The sequence below is a fragment of the Mesorhizobium sp. BR1-1-2 genome, from assembly GCF_020165435.1.
Taxonomy (GTDB): Bacteria; Pseudomonadota; Alphaproteobacteria; order Rhizobiales; family Rhizobiaceae; genus Mesorhizobium.
This window is the reverse complement of the sequence record NZ_JAIUID010000013.1, coordinates 67574-81916: the sequence shown is the minus strand read 5'-3', so window position 1 is coordinate 81916 and position 14343 is coordinate 67574. Positions and strand designations below refer to the sequence as shown.

Sequence of the window (14343 nt, the reverse complement as noted above, 5' to 3'; positions counted from 1 at the left end):
GAGAGCGCCCCCCCTTGCCAAGCAGAACAGCACGTCTGGGTTAAGCTTTCGCCCATAGCCGACCGGCGCTATGGCCGGTTGAAAGGCGGGGCGGGAAGCAACGGCGCGCCGATCAATTCGGCGACGGCCCGCGCCGGCGCCAGGTCGAAGGACGGCAGGAAGCGGGCAAAGGGCGCAACGACGGCCTGTGCCGTGAACCCCGGCGACGCCTGCCCACCCCGAGGCAGGCCAGGGTTTTCAACAGCTTGCCGCGATGCCGGCTCGCAGGCCAGCGCGGCGCGCACGAGGCTGCACGGCGTCTCGCCTTCCGCGATCGCCAGACGCTTCGCCGCCGCTGCCCCGAACGGCGCGATCAACAATGCACTGCCGCCGTCGTCCAACGTGATGTGCCGGCGACCGTCCCAGAGCAGTCCGCCGGTGGCCGCGACCGCGGGCGGCAAGCCTCGCGCCTCGCGGCGCAGAAAGATGCCGGCGCGCCTGGAATCGACCACCGTCCGCGACAATGTGGCGCAAAGAAATCCAGCCTTCAGCCTACCGAACAGCGCCTCGCATCGCGCCTGGTCCGGCAGAAACTCGACGCCCCCGCTTGTGGCAAGGAGGATGCGCAGCGCATAGACGGCCGCCGGATCGTCGCCGGCCGAAAGCAGGGTCGGATCGAGGCGGACAAGACCCGGCGCCGGCCGACTGGCGAAGCGCGCGATCAAATCCGCGGCGCGGACGCCAAGCCGGCTGCGCGCCTCGCTCTCGCGCGCCGCCAGCGTCAATGCGTCATCGATGCGCTGCGTGCCGTCGGCGCCAGCCAGCGCCGCGCGCATGCGCGGTCGCTCGAAGGCCGCGTCGGCATTGGTCGGGTCCTCGGCCCAGCCGACATGCTCGCGCCGCAGGAAATCGCGCAGGGCCGCGCGCCGAATGCCAAGGAGCGGCCGCACGATCCAGTCGTGCCAGTCGTGCAAGGTGGCCGGTGCCATGCCGGCGAGGCCGCGCCCTTCCTCGCGGGCGCCCTTGCCCCGGACTTGCCGCATCAGCACCGTCTCGGCCTGGTCGTCCGCTGTATGACCGGTCACGATCAGGCCGAGGCCCTCCGCCCGCGCCGCCTCGGCCAGCAGCCGGTAGCGCGCCTCCCGCGCGGCGGCCGGCAGCCCGGTCGAGGGCTTGCGTCCGGACCAGGCGACGATGCGGTGCGCGATGGCGTGCGCGGCGCAAAGCCTGGCCACCGCCCCCGCTTCGGCCGCCGCGCCCTGCCGCAAGCCGTGATCGATCGTCACCGCCAGCAGCTTCGCGGACGGCGCGGTTCGGTCGAGATGTCGTTTGAGAAGGAGAAGCAGGGCGGTCGAGTCGCTGCCGCCTGATACGGCCGCAACGGCACCGCTGGTAAAGTCGATGTGCGAAAAAAGGTCTTTCGAAAGATCAGGCTCGGTGTCGAGCATCAATGCATGTCACCCGAACACGGCTCCGGGGGCAGGGCAACGGCAGACAGGAGAAGGACTAGCACGCCGCCAGGGCCTTTTCCTGCTTCACGCGCTCCTTGAGCGTGTTGGAAATGTCGGGGTAGCGCTTGCCGACCTCGCTGAAGGTGGCGCAGGCCACGTCGTGCTGCTTGAGGCCGACCAGCGACACGCCGAGCTTCAGCAGCATGTCCGGGGCCTTCTTGGCCTTGGGATAGTCCTTGCTGGCGGCGAGGAAGACCTCCGCGGCATCGCGGTATTTCTGCTGGCCAAGCAGCGATTCGCCCAGCCAGTAGTGCGCATCCGCCGTTTTGGCGTCACGGGGAAAACGCGCGATGTGGTCGCGAAAACCCTGTTCGGCGGTGCCGTAATCGCCCGACAGGATGAATTGGTAGGAGTTGCGGTAGAGCTCCTCGGGATCGTTCGTGGAAGGCAGCGCCGCAACCACCGTGCCGTCGGACCTGCCGCTCTTGGCCGGAGCGCCGGTGGCTGGAGCGACATTCTGCGCCGGGGCTGTCGCCTGCGTGCTGCCGCCGGCATCGACCACATTGCCGTTCTTGTCGACGGTGATGCTGCCGAAGGTCTTTTCGGGCGCTCCCGTTCCGGGGATCACCTTGCCCGGATCGCCGTCGGAGGATTCGACGATGACGTCCTCGACGCTCTGGCCGCCGCCAGCCGACTGGCCGGCCGCTGCCCGATTGCCGGCCCCGGCAGGCGGTTGCGTCGCCGGCGCCTCGGCAACGCTGCCGTCGCTGTCGGGTGCGGCCTGCGACTTCTTCTGTCCGGCCGGCTGCTGCGCGCCTTGCGTGCCGCCCTCGAGCTGCTGGAAGCGAAATTCGTTGTCTTCCTGCTGTTTGCGGATCTGCTCCTGCATCTGCAGGATCTGGAAGTTGAGCTCCTCGATCTTGCCGTTCATCTGGCGAAGTTGGTCCTCGAGCCCGGTGGCGCCTGTGCCGGTCGACTGCTGCGCGAACTGAACCTGGTCCGGCTTCTTCTTCTCGCCGAAAATGCCAGGCAGCTCGATGCTGGGCAGATGGAACGAAAAGCCGCTGTCGGCTGGCTGTCCCGCGCCATCACTCCCTAAGCCACCCGCCATCGCGGTGACGCCTGAAAGGAGCAGCAGCGCAAGCGTGCCGCTCAGAACCGATCTCAAATGCATATGCCTCTCGCCGTGTCGTTAGCTTGTTCGCGCCTTCCAATCGGTATGGGACCAGCCAAGCGCCCTCGGCTCATAGCAGGGCGCGAGACTTCGGCCAAATTTTGTTTGAAGGGACCAAACATGAAAAAGGCGGCCTTTCAGCCGCCTTTCGCAAACCTGTGTTGCATTTTTGCCGGTCGTGTTTTTCGCGTGTCCCTCTAGGCGCGAAAATGTCAGGAACCGGCGCCGCTGAGCGTGGTGACCGCGCGGCGGTTCTGCGACCAGCAGGAGATGTCGTCGCACACCGCGACCGGCCGTTCCTTGCCGTAGGAAATGGTCTTCAGGCGGTTGGCGGAGACGCCCTTGGAGACCAGGAAGTCACGCGTGGCGGCGGCGCGGCGGGCGCCGAGCGCCAGATTGTATTCGCGTGTGCCGCGCTCGTCGGCATGGCCTTCAATGACGATCGCATACTGCTTGTACTGGTTAAGCCACTGCGCCTGGCGCGACAGCGTCGTCTGGGCGTCGGCGCGGATCGAGGAGGAGTCCGTGTCGAAGAAGATGCGGTCGCCGATATTGACGGTGAAGTCCTGGGCCGATCCGGGCGTTGCGGCGCCGGCGCCGCTGAGGCCGAGATCCGCGGCGCTGTTGGGGGTCTTCTTCGAAGCGCAACCGGCGATGGCGAGCATCGCCACCAGCGCGATCATGACGGGGTTTCTGGTAAGTGCTGCGATACGGCTCATGCCGCCTCTCCTTCGCATTCGAGTGATTTCGTTGATCACCCAGTAACCACGTTTGGGTTAACCGGCATTCAAGAAACACGGTTAAAATTTGGTTAGGCTGCCGTCCGCAGCCATTGCGCCCAACGCTTGACCAGGGGCGACATTGAGCGCGGACCGTAGGCGGAAATGCGGCTAAAACGCGACAAAGGGTGGAAATAGGAATTGAAGAACTGAAGAATTGAAGAAACGGGTCATTTCAACTTCTCCCTCAGATTCACCAGCATTCCGTAAATATGGACATAGGATTGCAGCCATTCATCGCGTTGTGCTTGCGTGATGTAGCCAAGGTCGGACGCGTACGAAATCCATGTCTCTACTTCACTGCATGATCCATGGCCATAGAAATGAACCGTGCAAACTCGGGCCTGGAATGGGTCTGTTTTGGCAAATCCCTCGGCCAGATTGGCACAAATCGCCTTGCTGGATCGCCGCATTTGGTCAGCCAACGCGTATTGTTCCATTTTCGGAAAAACAAGCGTGGCTTTGTGGACGTCGAGGGAACCCGCATAAGCGCGCCTATAAACGTCCAAATCCCTCGCCCGCTTGATGTAGCCCGCTTCTCTCCCCATTCTTCAATTCTTCAATTCTTCAATTCTTCAATTCTTCAATCTCTCTCACTCCAGCAGCGGTGACCAAGCCGGGTCTGAGGCAAAGTTCGCGGTCGGGATCGACTGCTCGTTGCGGCCGGTGAGATCGACGGAAACCAGTTTCGGGCCGCCGGCGGAATCGCGGAAGAACATCAGCACGCGGCCGTTCGGCGCCCAGGTCGGTCCTTCCTGCTGGAAGCCGGACGACAGGATGCGCTCTCCCGAACCGTCGGTCTTCATGACGCCGATCTGGAATTCGCCGCCGGTCTGCTTGGTGAAGGCGATGAGGTCGCCGCGCGGCGACCACACCGGCGTCGAATAGACACCGTCGCCGAAGGAGATGCGGGTCTGGCCGGAACCGTCGGCGCCCATCACATAGATCTGCGCGCGGCCGCCGCGGTCGGAGGTGAACACCACCTTGCTGCCGTCGGGCGAATAGGATGGCGAGGTGTCGATGGCGGTCGAGTTGGTGAGCCGGGTCGTCGAGCGGCTCCTGAGGTCCATCGCGAAGATGTTGGAATTGCCGTCGTCGCGCAGCAGGCTCATGATCACCTTCTGGCCATCGGGGGAAAAGCGCGGCGCAAACGTCATGCCCGGAAAATTGCCGACCAGTTCGCGCTGGCCGGTCTCGATCTGCAGGAGATACACCCGCGGCTGGCCGCTCTCATAGGACATGTAGGTGATTTCCTGCCGGTTCGGCGAGAAGCGCGGCGTCAAGACGATCGCCCGGCCGTCCGAGAGATAGCGCACATTGGCGCCGTCCTGGTCCATGATGGCGAGGCGCTTCTTGCGCGCGTTCTTGGCGCCGGACTCGTCGATGAAGACGACGCGCGTGTCGAAATAGCCCTTCTCGCCGGTCAGCCGCTCGTAAATGGCATCGGCGATGATGTGAGCGACACGTCGCTGATTGGCGTCGTTGGCGAAGAATTGTTCGCCCGACATCTGCTGGCCCGCGAACGTGTCCCACAGCCGATACTGCGCGCGGATGCGCCCGTCGGCCTCCTTGCTGACGCTGCCGGTGACCAGCGCCTGGGCATTGATCACCTTCCAGTCGTCGAAGCGAGGCGCTGCGTCAGGATTGGCGATCTTCTCGATGAAGGCGCTTTTGTCGATCGGTGCGAACAGGCCCGAGCGTTTCAGGTCGGCGGTGACGATGCCGGAAATCTGCGCGCCCAGCCCGTCGCCCGACTGGAAATCGGTGATGGCGATCGGCAGCGGCTCGACATTGCCCTTGTTGACGTTGATCTCGACGAGCGCCCATGCAGGCATAACGGCGCCGGCCATCGAGCCCAGCGCTATTGTCGCGACCATCAGGAGCGGCTTGAGGATGAATTTCATGTCTTCTCGCTTCTCTTCGCTGATTCTGCGGAGGGCAGGCCTCAAAGGCCAAGCATTTCCCTCGGATCGAAAGTGACACGGACCTGGGCCCAGATGTCCTGTTTGCCCGCCGGAACTTGAAGGCCGGCCATGTTGCATTTCTGAACCGCACGCACGGCGCTTTCATCGAACTGCCGGTTTCCGCTCGATTTCTCGACGGTGGGCCGGCCATCCAGCTTGCCCGAGGGGTCGAGGTTGAACATGACCACGGCGACGAAATTCTCCGAGCCCTCCAGCCCCGCCGGCAACGTCCAGCAACCGCCAAGCTGATCCGACAAGGCGCCCAGTTCTGATCTCGACAGCTTCTGGCCCTGGTCCTTCTCGCCGCCGAGCGAAGCCTGCTGTGTCGAACGCTTGGCGCCGCCGCCGGACGGCTTCTGCTTGTCCAGCAGGGCTGAGATCTCGTCGGAATTGAACTGCTTGTCATCCGACTTCGGTTTGGAAGAAGCCTCCTTGACCGGCTTGTCGGCGTCCTTGCGCTCCGGGGCCTTGGCGCTTTCCGCCTGTGCCGGCTGCGGCTTCGGCCGCGCCTGCGGCGCAGGCGCGGAGTCCGGCAGCTGGGCATCGTCAGGCTGGTCCTTGGCGATCGCCTGGGCGACCGCGTCCGGCTTCACCTCGGGCGTCGGCTCGATGGCCGCGGTCTTGTCCTGTGGCGGCGCCGGTGTCGGCTCCTTGGCCGGCGTCGGCTTGGGCTCGGTCTGCTTGACCGGCTCGGGCTTGACCTCTTCCTTGGGCTGCGGCGCGGGAGCCACTTCCGTGGCCGGCGTCGGCTTGGGCTTTTCCTGCGGCTTCGGCACGTCCTCGGTCTTCGGCTTTTCGATCGGCGTTGGCGCCGGCGGCGGGGCCGATGTCATGTCGACCGGCTTCGGCTTGGCCTCGGGCGTTATCGGCTTGTCGGTATCGACGCTGTTCTCGCCGACTTTCTGCGCATCCGGCACCACATCGGGACGCTGTGTGGGCAAGGGCGCCGGCTTTTCATGCACCACCGATTTCTTGTCGCCCTGCAGCACCTGGGCAGTGGCTTCGATGGGAACGATGTCGACAGCGACCGATTCGACATCGGCCGACGGAAGCGCGGCCGGTGCCGACAGCGTGAACAAGCCGAAGCCAATCAGCGCCGCATGCATGATCACCGATGTGGTGAGGCCGGTCCTCATGGTGGGTTTATTGATCCTGTTCCTGCAGTGAAACCAGGCCGATATTCTTGTAGCCGGCGGCCGAAATGCGGGCCATCACCTTCATCGCCGTGCCGTAGTCGGTGGACTTGTCGCCGCGAATGAAAATGCGCTCGTCATAGCCGGTCTTCGAGATCGCCTGCAGCTTCGCCACCAATTCCTCGATCGGGATTTCGGTTTCCTGGAGATAGATCTGACCGGCGGCATTGATCGAGACGGTGATCGGCTGCGTGTCGGCATTCATCGCCTTGGCCTGCGTATCCGGCAGATCGATCGGCACGCCGACCGTCAAAAGCGGGGCGGCGACCATGAAGATGATCAACAGGACCAGCATCACGTCGACCATCGGCGTGACGTTGATTTCGGCGATAAGGCCATGATGGCGGCCGCGCCGCCTGTGGCCGCGTCCGCCACGTCCAGCCATGCCTACGGACATTCCCATCGGCTTACTCCTCAGGCCTTCGGCACTACTTTTTCATCGATTTGGCGCGAGAGTATGGCGGAGAACTCGTCGGAGAACCCTTCCATGCGCACCGCGATCTTGCTCGCGTCCGATGACAGCTTGTTGTAGGCGATGACCGCCGGAATGGCGGCGAGCAGGCCGATGGCGGTGGCCAGCAGCGCCTCGGCGATGCCGGGCGCAACCACCGACAGGCTGGTGTTCTTGGAGCCGGCGATCGCCTGGAACGACGTCATGATGCCGATGACGGTGCCGAACAGGCCGATGAACGGGGCCGCCGAGCCCGTCGTGGCGAGGAAGCCGAGGCGTCCTTCGAGCTTCTCCATCTCGCGGGTCAGCGCCAGGTCCATCGCCTTGTCGATGCGGGTTTGCAAGCCGAGCGGCGACTTGGCGCCTTTCTCGAAACTCTTCTTCCACTCGCGCATGGCGGCGACGAAGATGGCGCCCATGCCCGATGTCTTGCGGTCGGCAAGCGTGCGGTAAAGCTCCTCCAGCGACTGCCCCGACCAGAACACCTGCTCGAACCGGTTCAGCGCCAACCGCATGCGGGCATAGGATACCAGCTTGTCGACGATGATCGCCCAGGTCCAGACCGAGGCGCAGAGCAGCCCGATCATGACCAGCTTGACCACCCAGCTGGCCTGCATGAACAGCGCCCAAATCGACAATTGCGCGCCCGGTTCGGCGAGTGCGATATTTTCCATCGTAACGTCCTTAAGATTTTCCGGGCGAAGCTGGCGGCTGGCCCTTGGCATCCCTTGTGGTCGGTTCGCACGAAGCTACCGGAACAACCCCAACCATGCCTTTCGCGGCCTTTTCGGGGCAAATATTGGTAAAAGGAAGGCGCTGGATAGCGCCAATCTTCACCAATCTCTTCATGAACCGTTATGGTTAAGGATGGGTTAGTCCGTCAGGCGCGGCGCATTGCCGCGCCTCAAGGCCAGCGCTGGCGACACGAGGGGAGTCGACCCCTTTAATCCGCCTTGGGCATGAACGCTGCGATCCATTCCCTGGGGAAGCGGCGTGGCCGGCCATTCTCGCCGATGATCGCCGCCTCGACCCTGGCCTCGACCAGCACCTCGTCGCCGCGCTTGAGCTGCTGCGCCATGAAGATGCGCGCGCCGGAGATTTCCTCGGTCCGGGTGTCGATCGTCAGGATGTCGTCCATGCGGGCCGGGACGCGAAAGTCGATCTCCATGCGACGCACCACCCAGACTATTCTTTCGCCATGCTTGCCATCGGCAAGTTCGGTGTGGTGCACGCCGCTCAGCCTCAGATAGTCGGAGCGGCCGCGCTCAAGGAATTCGAGATAGCGGGCGTGGTAGACGACGCCGGAGAAGTCGGTGTCGGCATAGTAGACCCGTGCCATCAGCCGGTGGCCGAACGCCGTCAGCGCACCGGAAATCCCCGCCAGCAAGGTCGCGGATTCACCATGATCGTCCATTGCGCTTCCTTTTTCAGTCGCGGCAAGGCACCTGTGCCGCGCGTGACATGGCATCGGATGGCACTGTTGACGACGATGATCAAGACCTTGGTGAGGGCGCTGTTCGCGCTCATGGCTCTGGTCGGGCCTGGCCAGGCCGCGACCTTCTCGATGAAGCGCGGGCTCAATCTCGACCAGTGGGTGACCTGGCCGGGCGAAGACCGGTGGGGCGACGCCAAGGCCATCCTGCCCTACCCGGAATGGCGCAGATTTCTCAAGGCCGACGATCTCGAGGCTTTGAAGGATGCAGGCTTCGATTTCCTGCGCATGCCGGTCGATCCTTCGCCCTTCCTCTCCGAAAAGACTGGGGCGTTGCGCGACGATCTCTATGCCAGCGTGCTGGACTCTGTCCGCATGATCAACCGCGCCGGCTTGAAGGTTGTCGTCGACATGCACCTGATCCCCGCCGGCGGCGGGCGCAAGATCGGTATGGCCGAGGTGATGAACAACCCGGCGACATTCGCTGCCTATGTCGAGATGGTGCGCAAGATGGCGCGCATGCTCGCCGGGGAAGATCCGGCGCAAGTCGCCTTCGAGCCTATGAACGAACCGATCGTCGACTGCAACGCCGACGGCACCAGCCTGTGGCCGCAACGCCAGCAGAGATTGTTCGCCGCGGCGCGCTCTTCGGCGACGAGATTGACGCTTGTGCTGACCGGGGCCTGCTATTCCGCGGCGTCGTCGCTGGAAAAAATCGATCCGAAGGCGATTCCGGACGACAACGTCATCTGGACCTTCCATTCCTACGATCCGTTCCTGCTTACCCATCAGGGCGCGACCTGGGCCGGCGATTTCATTCCCTATGTGACCGGCTTGCCCTACCCGCTGACCGCGGTGCCGCGGGCTGAACTCGACGTCACGCTCGACACCATCCGCGCCAGGATCAAGGCCGAGGCGCCATGGGCGCGGCAGGGCGGCCTGCTTGCCTATCTCGACGAGCAGGTCGCCAGCATGGACACCGACGCCAAGCTGCTTGGCCTCATGGATGCGCCGTTCAAGGCCGTCGATGCCTGGGCGAAGGCCAACGGCATCAAGCCGGAAAACGTCACGCTGGGCGAGTTCGGCATGATCCGCCAGGAATACGGCAATCCCCATGTGATGCCGGCCGGGTACCGCGCCGCCTATGTCCGGGACATGATCGCACGCGCCGAGGCGCATGGCTTCTCCTGGTCGGTGTGGAGTTACGGCGGCGCCTTCGGCATCGTCGACGCCTTCAATAGCGACAAGGCCGAGCCCGACGTGATGAACGTGATCCGGTCGCTTCACTGAGCGCCGTTGCTCCGCGCCGCCCGAACCGATCAGCAAGATCTCCGGTCGCACGCCGCAAAGCTGTCGCGGACGCTCGATGGCCGGTCCGAACGCCGCCGCGGGGGCCGCTATTCTTCCTGAAACAAGTTGATCTGCTGTTGCGCCAGGTCCTTCGGCGCGTCGAGGCCAAGATGGCGCCAGGCATTGGCCGTCAGCACCCGGCCGCGCGGCGTGCGCTGGATGAAACCCTGCTGGATGAGATAGGGCTCGATGATGTCCTCGATGGCGTCGCGCGGCTCGGACAGGCCGGCGGCGATCGTCTCGATGCCGACCGGCCCGCCGCCGAAATTGCGTGCGATCATCGAAAGATAGCGGCGGTCGAGCGCATCGAGGCCGAGCGCGTCGACCTCCAGCCGGGTCAAGGCTTCGTCAGCGATCAAGCGGTTCACATGACCATCGCCGGCAACCGAAGCGAAATCGCGCACGCGGCGCAACAGCCGGCCGGCGATGCGCGGCGTGCCACGCGCGCGCCGCGCGATCTCCAGCGCGCCGTCATCGCCGAGCGGCATTTGCAGGATGCGTGCGCCGCGCCGCACGATCTGCTCCAGTTCCTCGACCGTGTAGAAGTTGAGCCGCACCGGGATGCCGAAGCGGTCGCGCAGCGGATTGGTGAGCAGGCCGAGCCGCGTGGTGGCGGCCACCAGCGTGAAACGGGCAAGGTCGATCTTGACCGAGCGCGCCGCCGGGCCCTCGCCGATGATCAGGTCGAGCTGGAAATCCTCCATCGCCGGATAGAGGATCTCTTCCACCGCGGGGTTCAGCCTGTGGATCTCATCGATAAACAGGACGTCGCCTTCCTCGAGATTGGTCAAGAGTGCGGCGAGATCGCCGGCCTTGGCGATGACCGGTCCGGAGGTCGAGCGGAAGTTGACGCCGAGCTCGCGCGCCATGATCTGCGCCAGCGTCGTCTTGCCGAGCCCGGGAGGACCGACGAACAGCACATGGTCGAGCGCTTCCTTGCGGCCCTTGGCGGCCTCGATGAACACTTTGAGGTTGGCCCGCACCGCCGCCTGGCCGACGAAATCGTCAAGCGTCTGCGGCCGCAAACTCTGATCGGCATCCTCGCCGCGTTTTTCCGGAGCGATGAGACGGGGGGAAAGGCTCATGCCGCCTTCCTTGCATATGGCCGGGAACCGGACAAGCGTGCGCTCACCGCGCCAGTTCCTTGAGCCCGAAGCGAATCAGCTTCGACGCGTCCGCCTCCTCGCCCGCCGTCTTCAGTGCCGCCGCCACCGCATTGGCGGCGGTGTCGCGGGAATAACCGAGATTGACCAGGGCCGAGACCGCGTCTGTGATCGGCGCGGCTGCCACGCCTTCGCCGAGCTCCTGCTTCAAGCCGATCGTGCCCGAGGCGGCACCGGCATAGGCCGGCGCCTTGTTCTTCAATTCGGTAACGATGCGCTCGGCCACTTTCTTGCCGACGCCGGGCGCGCGGGAAACCATGGCGATGTCGCGCAGCGCGATCGCGTTGGCAAGGTCGGCCGGCGCCAGCGTCGACAGGATGGCCAGCGCCACCTTGGCGCCGACGCCCTGCACATTGCTCATCAACAGCCGGAACCATTCGCGCTCCAGCACCGACTGGAAGCCGTAGAGCCGGATCATGTCCTCGCGCACATAGGTCTCGACGAACAGCACCACCGCTTCGCCGGGTGAAGGCAGCGCGGCAAGCGTGCGCGCCGAGCAGTAGGCGACGTAGCCGACGCCATGCACGTCGACGAGGCAGTGGTCCTCCTCGATCTCGTCGAGCGTACCCTTGAGCTTGCCGATCATGCCAGATCTTTCATGGAAGATAGGCCCTCATGGGTGCGTTTCAGGAGATAGGCGACGCTCTGCCGGTGATGCGCGTGGCAGATGGCTATGGCGAGCGCGTCGGCGGCATGTTCGGTGTCGAAGACAGCTTTCGGCAACAGTACCTTGACCATCATGTGGATCTGCTTCTTGTCGCCATGGCCGACGCCAATGACGGCCTTCTTCACCGCATTGGGCGCATATTCGGCAACGACGAGGCCGGCCCGCGCCGGCACCAGCATGGCAATGCCGCGCGCCTGGCCGAGCTTCAGCGTCGCCACCGCATCCTTGTTGACGAAGGTCTGTTCGACGGCCGCCTCGTGCGGCATGGCCGTATGCAGGATTTCAGCCAGCCCGTCATGCAGCTGGCACAGCCGCGTCGCCAGCGCCGCCTTGTCTTCGGAACGCACCGTGCCGGACGCGACGAAGCGCAGCGAATTGCCGAGGCTTTCGACAATGCCCCAGCCGGTGCGCCTGAGCCCCGGATCGATACCGATGATGCGAATCGCGTCCCCCATCCGGTTACTCTACCTCCCGGAGACAGCGATGCCAGCGAAATGTGAACAAACCGGAAACAGCAGCCCGCTGGGCCAGAGATGCTCCGACGCCCTTAGTTGCGGGCGAAAGCCGTATTGAGCAGGCTGATCTGGTCCGAGACCGGATTGGGCCGGCGGCTCATGGGCTGCATGTCGACCACCGCGCCGGCGCCGTAGATCTCCTCGTCCATGCGGCGCACCAGTGCCTGCAGGCGCAGCGACCGGTTGACGAGGTCGAGGAAATCCTTGGGCAGTTCGGCCCAGCCGGCCGCCTCGTCATGGGCGGAAGCGGTGTCGAGGCGCACCTTGGACTTTTCCGACGCGACCTGGTCTCGGGTCATCTCGCCGGAATTCGCGGCGCGCTGCAGAAGCAGCCACGAGGCGACCTGCATCAGCCTGGTGGTCAGCCGCATCGATTCGGCCGCATAGAGCGTGGCCGCCAGCCGCGACAGCTTCCTGGCCTCGGCCCGGCCCTTGCCGTCGAGATATTCCGCCGCCTGTTCGACCAGCCCCATGCCTTCCTGGTAGAGCGGTTTGAAGGAGTGCGAAAAGACCCGACGTTCCGCCAGCTTGACGGTTTTCGCGCTGCCCTTCGAAGGCTCGTTCATCGATACGCCCCTGCACTTGCAACCGGCCGATTCGGCTTACTGCCGATACACCCGGAACCCTATATAACTGAAGCTTGAAAATGCGCTTCGTCCGGGGTGAAGGCAAGCACATGTTTAACAGAAGGTTAACGCGATCCGGCGCGGGCGGTGCCGCCGGAACGCGGAAAAAAAAGAGCCGCGGATAAGGCGGCTCTCAGGAGTTTAACAGGGAGGCGTCAAACAAAGTGGCTCCAACCACTCGGTAAGAATCCAGATCACTGGATGCGCATAGTAAACGCCTGTAAAGCTTAATGAACCGTTAACGGCGCCGATGTTTTTTGAGCGAACGCCGCGCTTCTGTGCCGTAACAGCACAGTTTCCGAAGGACGTGCCGAGCCTCGACTCAGGCCGTTTTCCACACCGCCGGCAAGGCAATGAAGGCAAACAGCAGCAAGGCCGCATAGAAACCCATCGAAGACGCCGCCACCAGCGGTTCGATCGCGGCATTGCCGCCAAGCAGGAAGTAGAGCCCGATCAAAAGGCCGATGCCGCTGATTGCGGTCAGCCAGAAGTGAACGACGGCAACCGTCTTCTGTCCGACCGCCGGAAACAGGTGATAGAAGAAGGCGAAGACCGCCGACATCAGCCATCCAGCGACCATCGTATGGGCGTGGGTCGGCATCTGGCCATGGTCCTGGCTGATCGCCATGTACAGGCCAAGCGCCATGCCGCACAGCGCATAGATAACGGCCAGCGTGAAGAAATTCCGTGCTACCCCTTGCATATCTTTCCCCCGAGTTGCCTTTCCCGTGTTCGGGAAAGGGTTGATCGTCAGGCGATTGCTCTCGCCACCGGGCTCCCGGCGCGGGCGCACTAGCATCGGCACTGTTTCTGGACGATGTCGCGCCCCCGGACGCCGCTCATAATAGCAGAAAACCGGATGGCGCGCTCGCAATATCAGCGGCTCCTTACGTTAGCCGGCACTTGAAACAGAACTGGTTTTTTCACGACATCGTTCCGAAACAGGCGCGGCGATAAACGCTTAGCCATCGAAGCGGTGGGCGGGCGACGGCTCGCTTCCTTCGCTACATCAGGCACCGGGGAGAAAGCCATGGACTGGTATTCCATCGTCAAATTGCTGCACATCCTTTCGGCGACCCTGTGGGTCGGCGGCGGCTTCGCGCTGATGGTGCTGGCGACGCTTGCCGACCGCTCGGGAAACATCCAGGGAACGCTGCAGGCAATGCGGGCCACGGGCGAATTGGGAAACCGCTTCTTCGCGCCAATGTCGATGCTGACGCTGGCCTTCGGGCTGATCATGTGCTGGTTCTGGGTCGGCTTCTCGCAACTGTGGATCCTGATCGGTCTTGCCGGCTACGCCACCACCTTCTCGATCGGCATGTTCGTCTTCAAGCCGAGCGCCGACCGCATGGGCGCGATGATCGCCAGGGATGGCGTGACGCCGGCCGCCCTTGCCTTTGGCCAGCGCATCCTGCGGGCGGCGCGCTTCGATTATGCGGTGATGCTGGTCATCATCGCCGACATGGTGCTGAAGCCGACCATCCACGACTTCATGGTCCTTGCCGCCATGGTGCTGGTGTTGGCGGCTGGCGCCACCCTGGCGTTCGGCCGGCCAAGGCGCATGGTGCCGAGCGTCGCCTGAGGCAGGCGAAAACGGTC

The 14343-nt window shown here is 64.0% G+C and carries 16 protein-coding genes; 2 read left to right on the top strand and 14 right to left on the bottom strand.

Features of this window, described 5'->3' with window-relative positions:
- Nucleotides 1-68: 68 nt before the first annotated feature.
- The 9 genes from tilS to ybgC all read right to left on the bottom strand — a co-directional run bounded on the left by tilS (nt 69) and on the right by ybgC (nt 8405).
- Entirely contained in the window at nt 69-1427 is a 1359-nt protein-coding gene (tilS, locus tag LB551_RS23800) for a tRNA lysidine(34) synthetase TilS (protein WP_318012755.1), read from the bottom strand.
- 58 nt (nt 1428-1485) lie between these two features.
- Nucleotides 1486-2604, bottom strand: a complete 1119-nt coding sequence (gene ybgF / locus LB551_RS23795) for a tol-pal system protein YbgF (RefSeq protein WP_140550856.1) — start codon at nt 2602-2604, stop codon at nt 1486-1488.
- A 212-nt stretch (nt 2605-2816) separates the two neighbouring features.
- Nucleotides 2817-3323: a peptidoglycan-associated lipoprotein Pal gene (gene pal / locus LB551_RS23790; protein ID WP_140550855.1), complete on the bottom strand. Its 507-nt coding sequence runs from the start codon at nt 3321-3323 to the stop codon at nt 2817-2819.
- A 230-nt stretch (nt 3324-3553) separates the two neighbouring features.
- Nucleotides 3554-3931, bottom strand: a complete 378-nt coding sequence (locus LB551_RS23785) for a four helix bundle protein (RefSeq protein WP_224660598.1) — start codon at nt 3929-3931, stop codon at nt 3554-3556.
- Nucleotides 3932-3976: 45 nt separating this feature from the next.
- A complete protein-coding gene (tolB, locus tag LB551_RS23780) occupies nt 3977-5287 on the bottom strand; it encodes a Tol-Pal system beta propeller repeat protein TolB (protein WP_140566857.1) in 1311 nt (436 codons plus the stop codon).
- A gap of 41 nt (nt 5288-5328) precedes the next feature.
- Nucleotides 5329-6483, bottom strand: a complete 1155-nt coding sequence (locus LB551_RS23775) for an energy transducer TonB (protein ID WP_140550853.1) — start codon at nt 6481-6483, stop codon at nt 5329-5331.
- Nucleotides 6484-6490: 7 nt separating this feature from the next.
- Nucleotides 6491-6943: a protein TolR gene (gene tolR / locus LB551_RS23770; protein WP_140493239.1), complete on the bottom strand. Its 453-nt coding sequence runs from the start codon at nt 6941-6943 to the stop codon at nt 6491-6493.
- 11 nt (nt 6944-6954) lie between these two features.
- Entirely contained in the window at nt 6955-7665 is a 711-nt protein-coding gene (gene tolQ / locus LB551_RS23765; protein ID WP_224660597.1) for a protein TolQ, read from the bottom strand.
- 269 nt (nt 7666-7934) lie between these two features.
- Complete coding sequence (ybgC, locus tag LB551_RS23760) at nt 7935-8405, bottom strand: tol-pal system-associated acyl-CoA thioesterase (protein WP_140550851.1); 471 nt, start codon at nt 8403-8405, stop codon at nt 7935-7937.
- Nucleotides 8406-8462: 57 nt separating this feature from the next.
- On the opposite strand from ybgC, the gene LB551_RS23755 reads away from it, so the two are divergent.
- Nucleotides 8463-9713, top strand: a complete 1251-nt coding sequence (locus LB551_RS23755) for a glycoside hydrolase family 5 protein (protein ID WP_224660596.1) — start codon at nt 8463-8465, stop codon at nt 9711-9713.
- 107 nt (nt 9714-9820) lie between these two features.
- Here the strand turns inward: LB551_RS23755 and ruvB are convergent, their stop codons facing one another.
- The 5 genes from ruvB to LB551_RS23730 form a co-directional block, all read right to left on the bottom strand.
- Nucleotides 9821-10858, bottom strand: a complete 1038-nt coding sequence (gene ruvB / locus LB551_RS23750) for a Holliday junction branch migration DNA helicase RuvB (protein ID WP_140493220.1) — start codon at nt 10856-10858, stop codon at nt 9821-9823.
- A 43-nt stretch (nt 10859-10901) separates the two neighbouring features.
- Nucleotides 10902-11522, bottom strand: coding sequence for a Holliday junction branch migration protein RuvA (gene ruvA / locus LB551_RS23745; protein WP_140550849.1), 621 nt, complete (start codon nt 11520-11522; stop codon nt 10902-10904).
- Entirely contained in the window at nt 11519-12058 is a 540-nt protein-coding gene (ruvC, locus tag LB551_RS23740; RefSeq protein ID WP_224660595.1) for a crossover junction endodeoxyribonuclease RuvC, read from the bottom strand. The genes ruvA and ruvC overlap by 4 nt, the downstream gene beginning before the upstream one ends.
- A gap of 92 nt (nt 12059-12150) precedes the next feature.
- Nucleotides 12151-12684 carry a DUF1465 family protein gene (locus tag LB551_RS23735; RefSeq protein WP_224660594.1) on the bottom strand — a complete coding sequence of 178 codons (534 nt, stop codon included), beginning with the start codon at nt 12682-12684 and terminating at the stop codon, nt 12151-12153.
- A gap of 382 nt (nt 12685-13066) precedes the next feature.
- On the bottom strand, nt 13067-13447 hold the full coding sequence (locus LB551_RS23730) for a cbb3-type cytochrome c oxidase subunit I (protein WP_140550847.1): 381 nt from the start codon (nt 13445-13447) through the stop codon (nt 13067-13069).
- 327 nt (nt 13448-13774) lie between these two features.
- Between LB551_RS23730 and LB551_RS23725 the strand changes: the two genes are divergently transcribed.
- Complete coding sequence (locus LB551_RS23725) at nt 13775-14326, top strand: DUF2269 family protein (RefSeq protein ID WP_224660593.1); 552 nt, start codon at nt 13775-13777, stop codon at nt 14324-14326.
- The last annotated feature ends 17 nt before the right edge of the window (nt 14327-14343 follow it).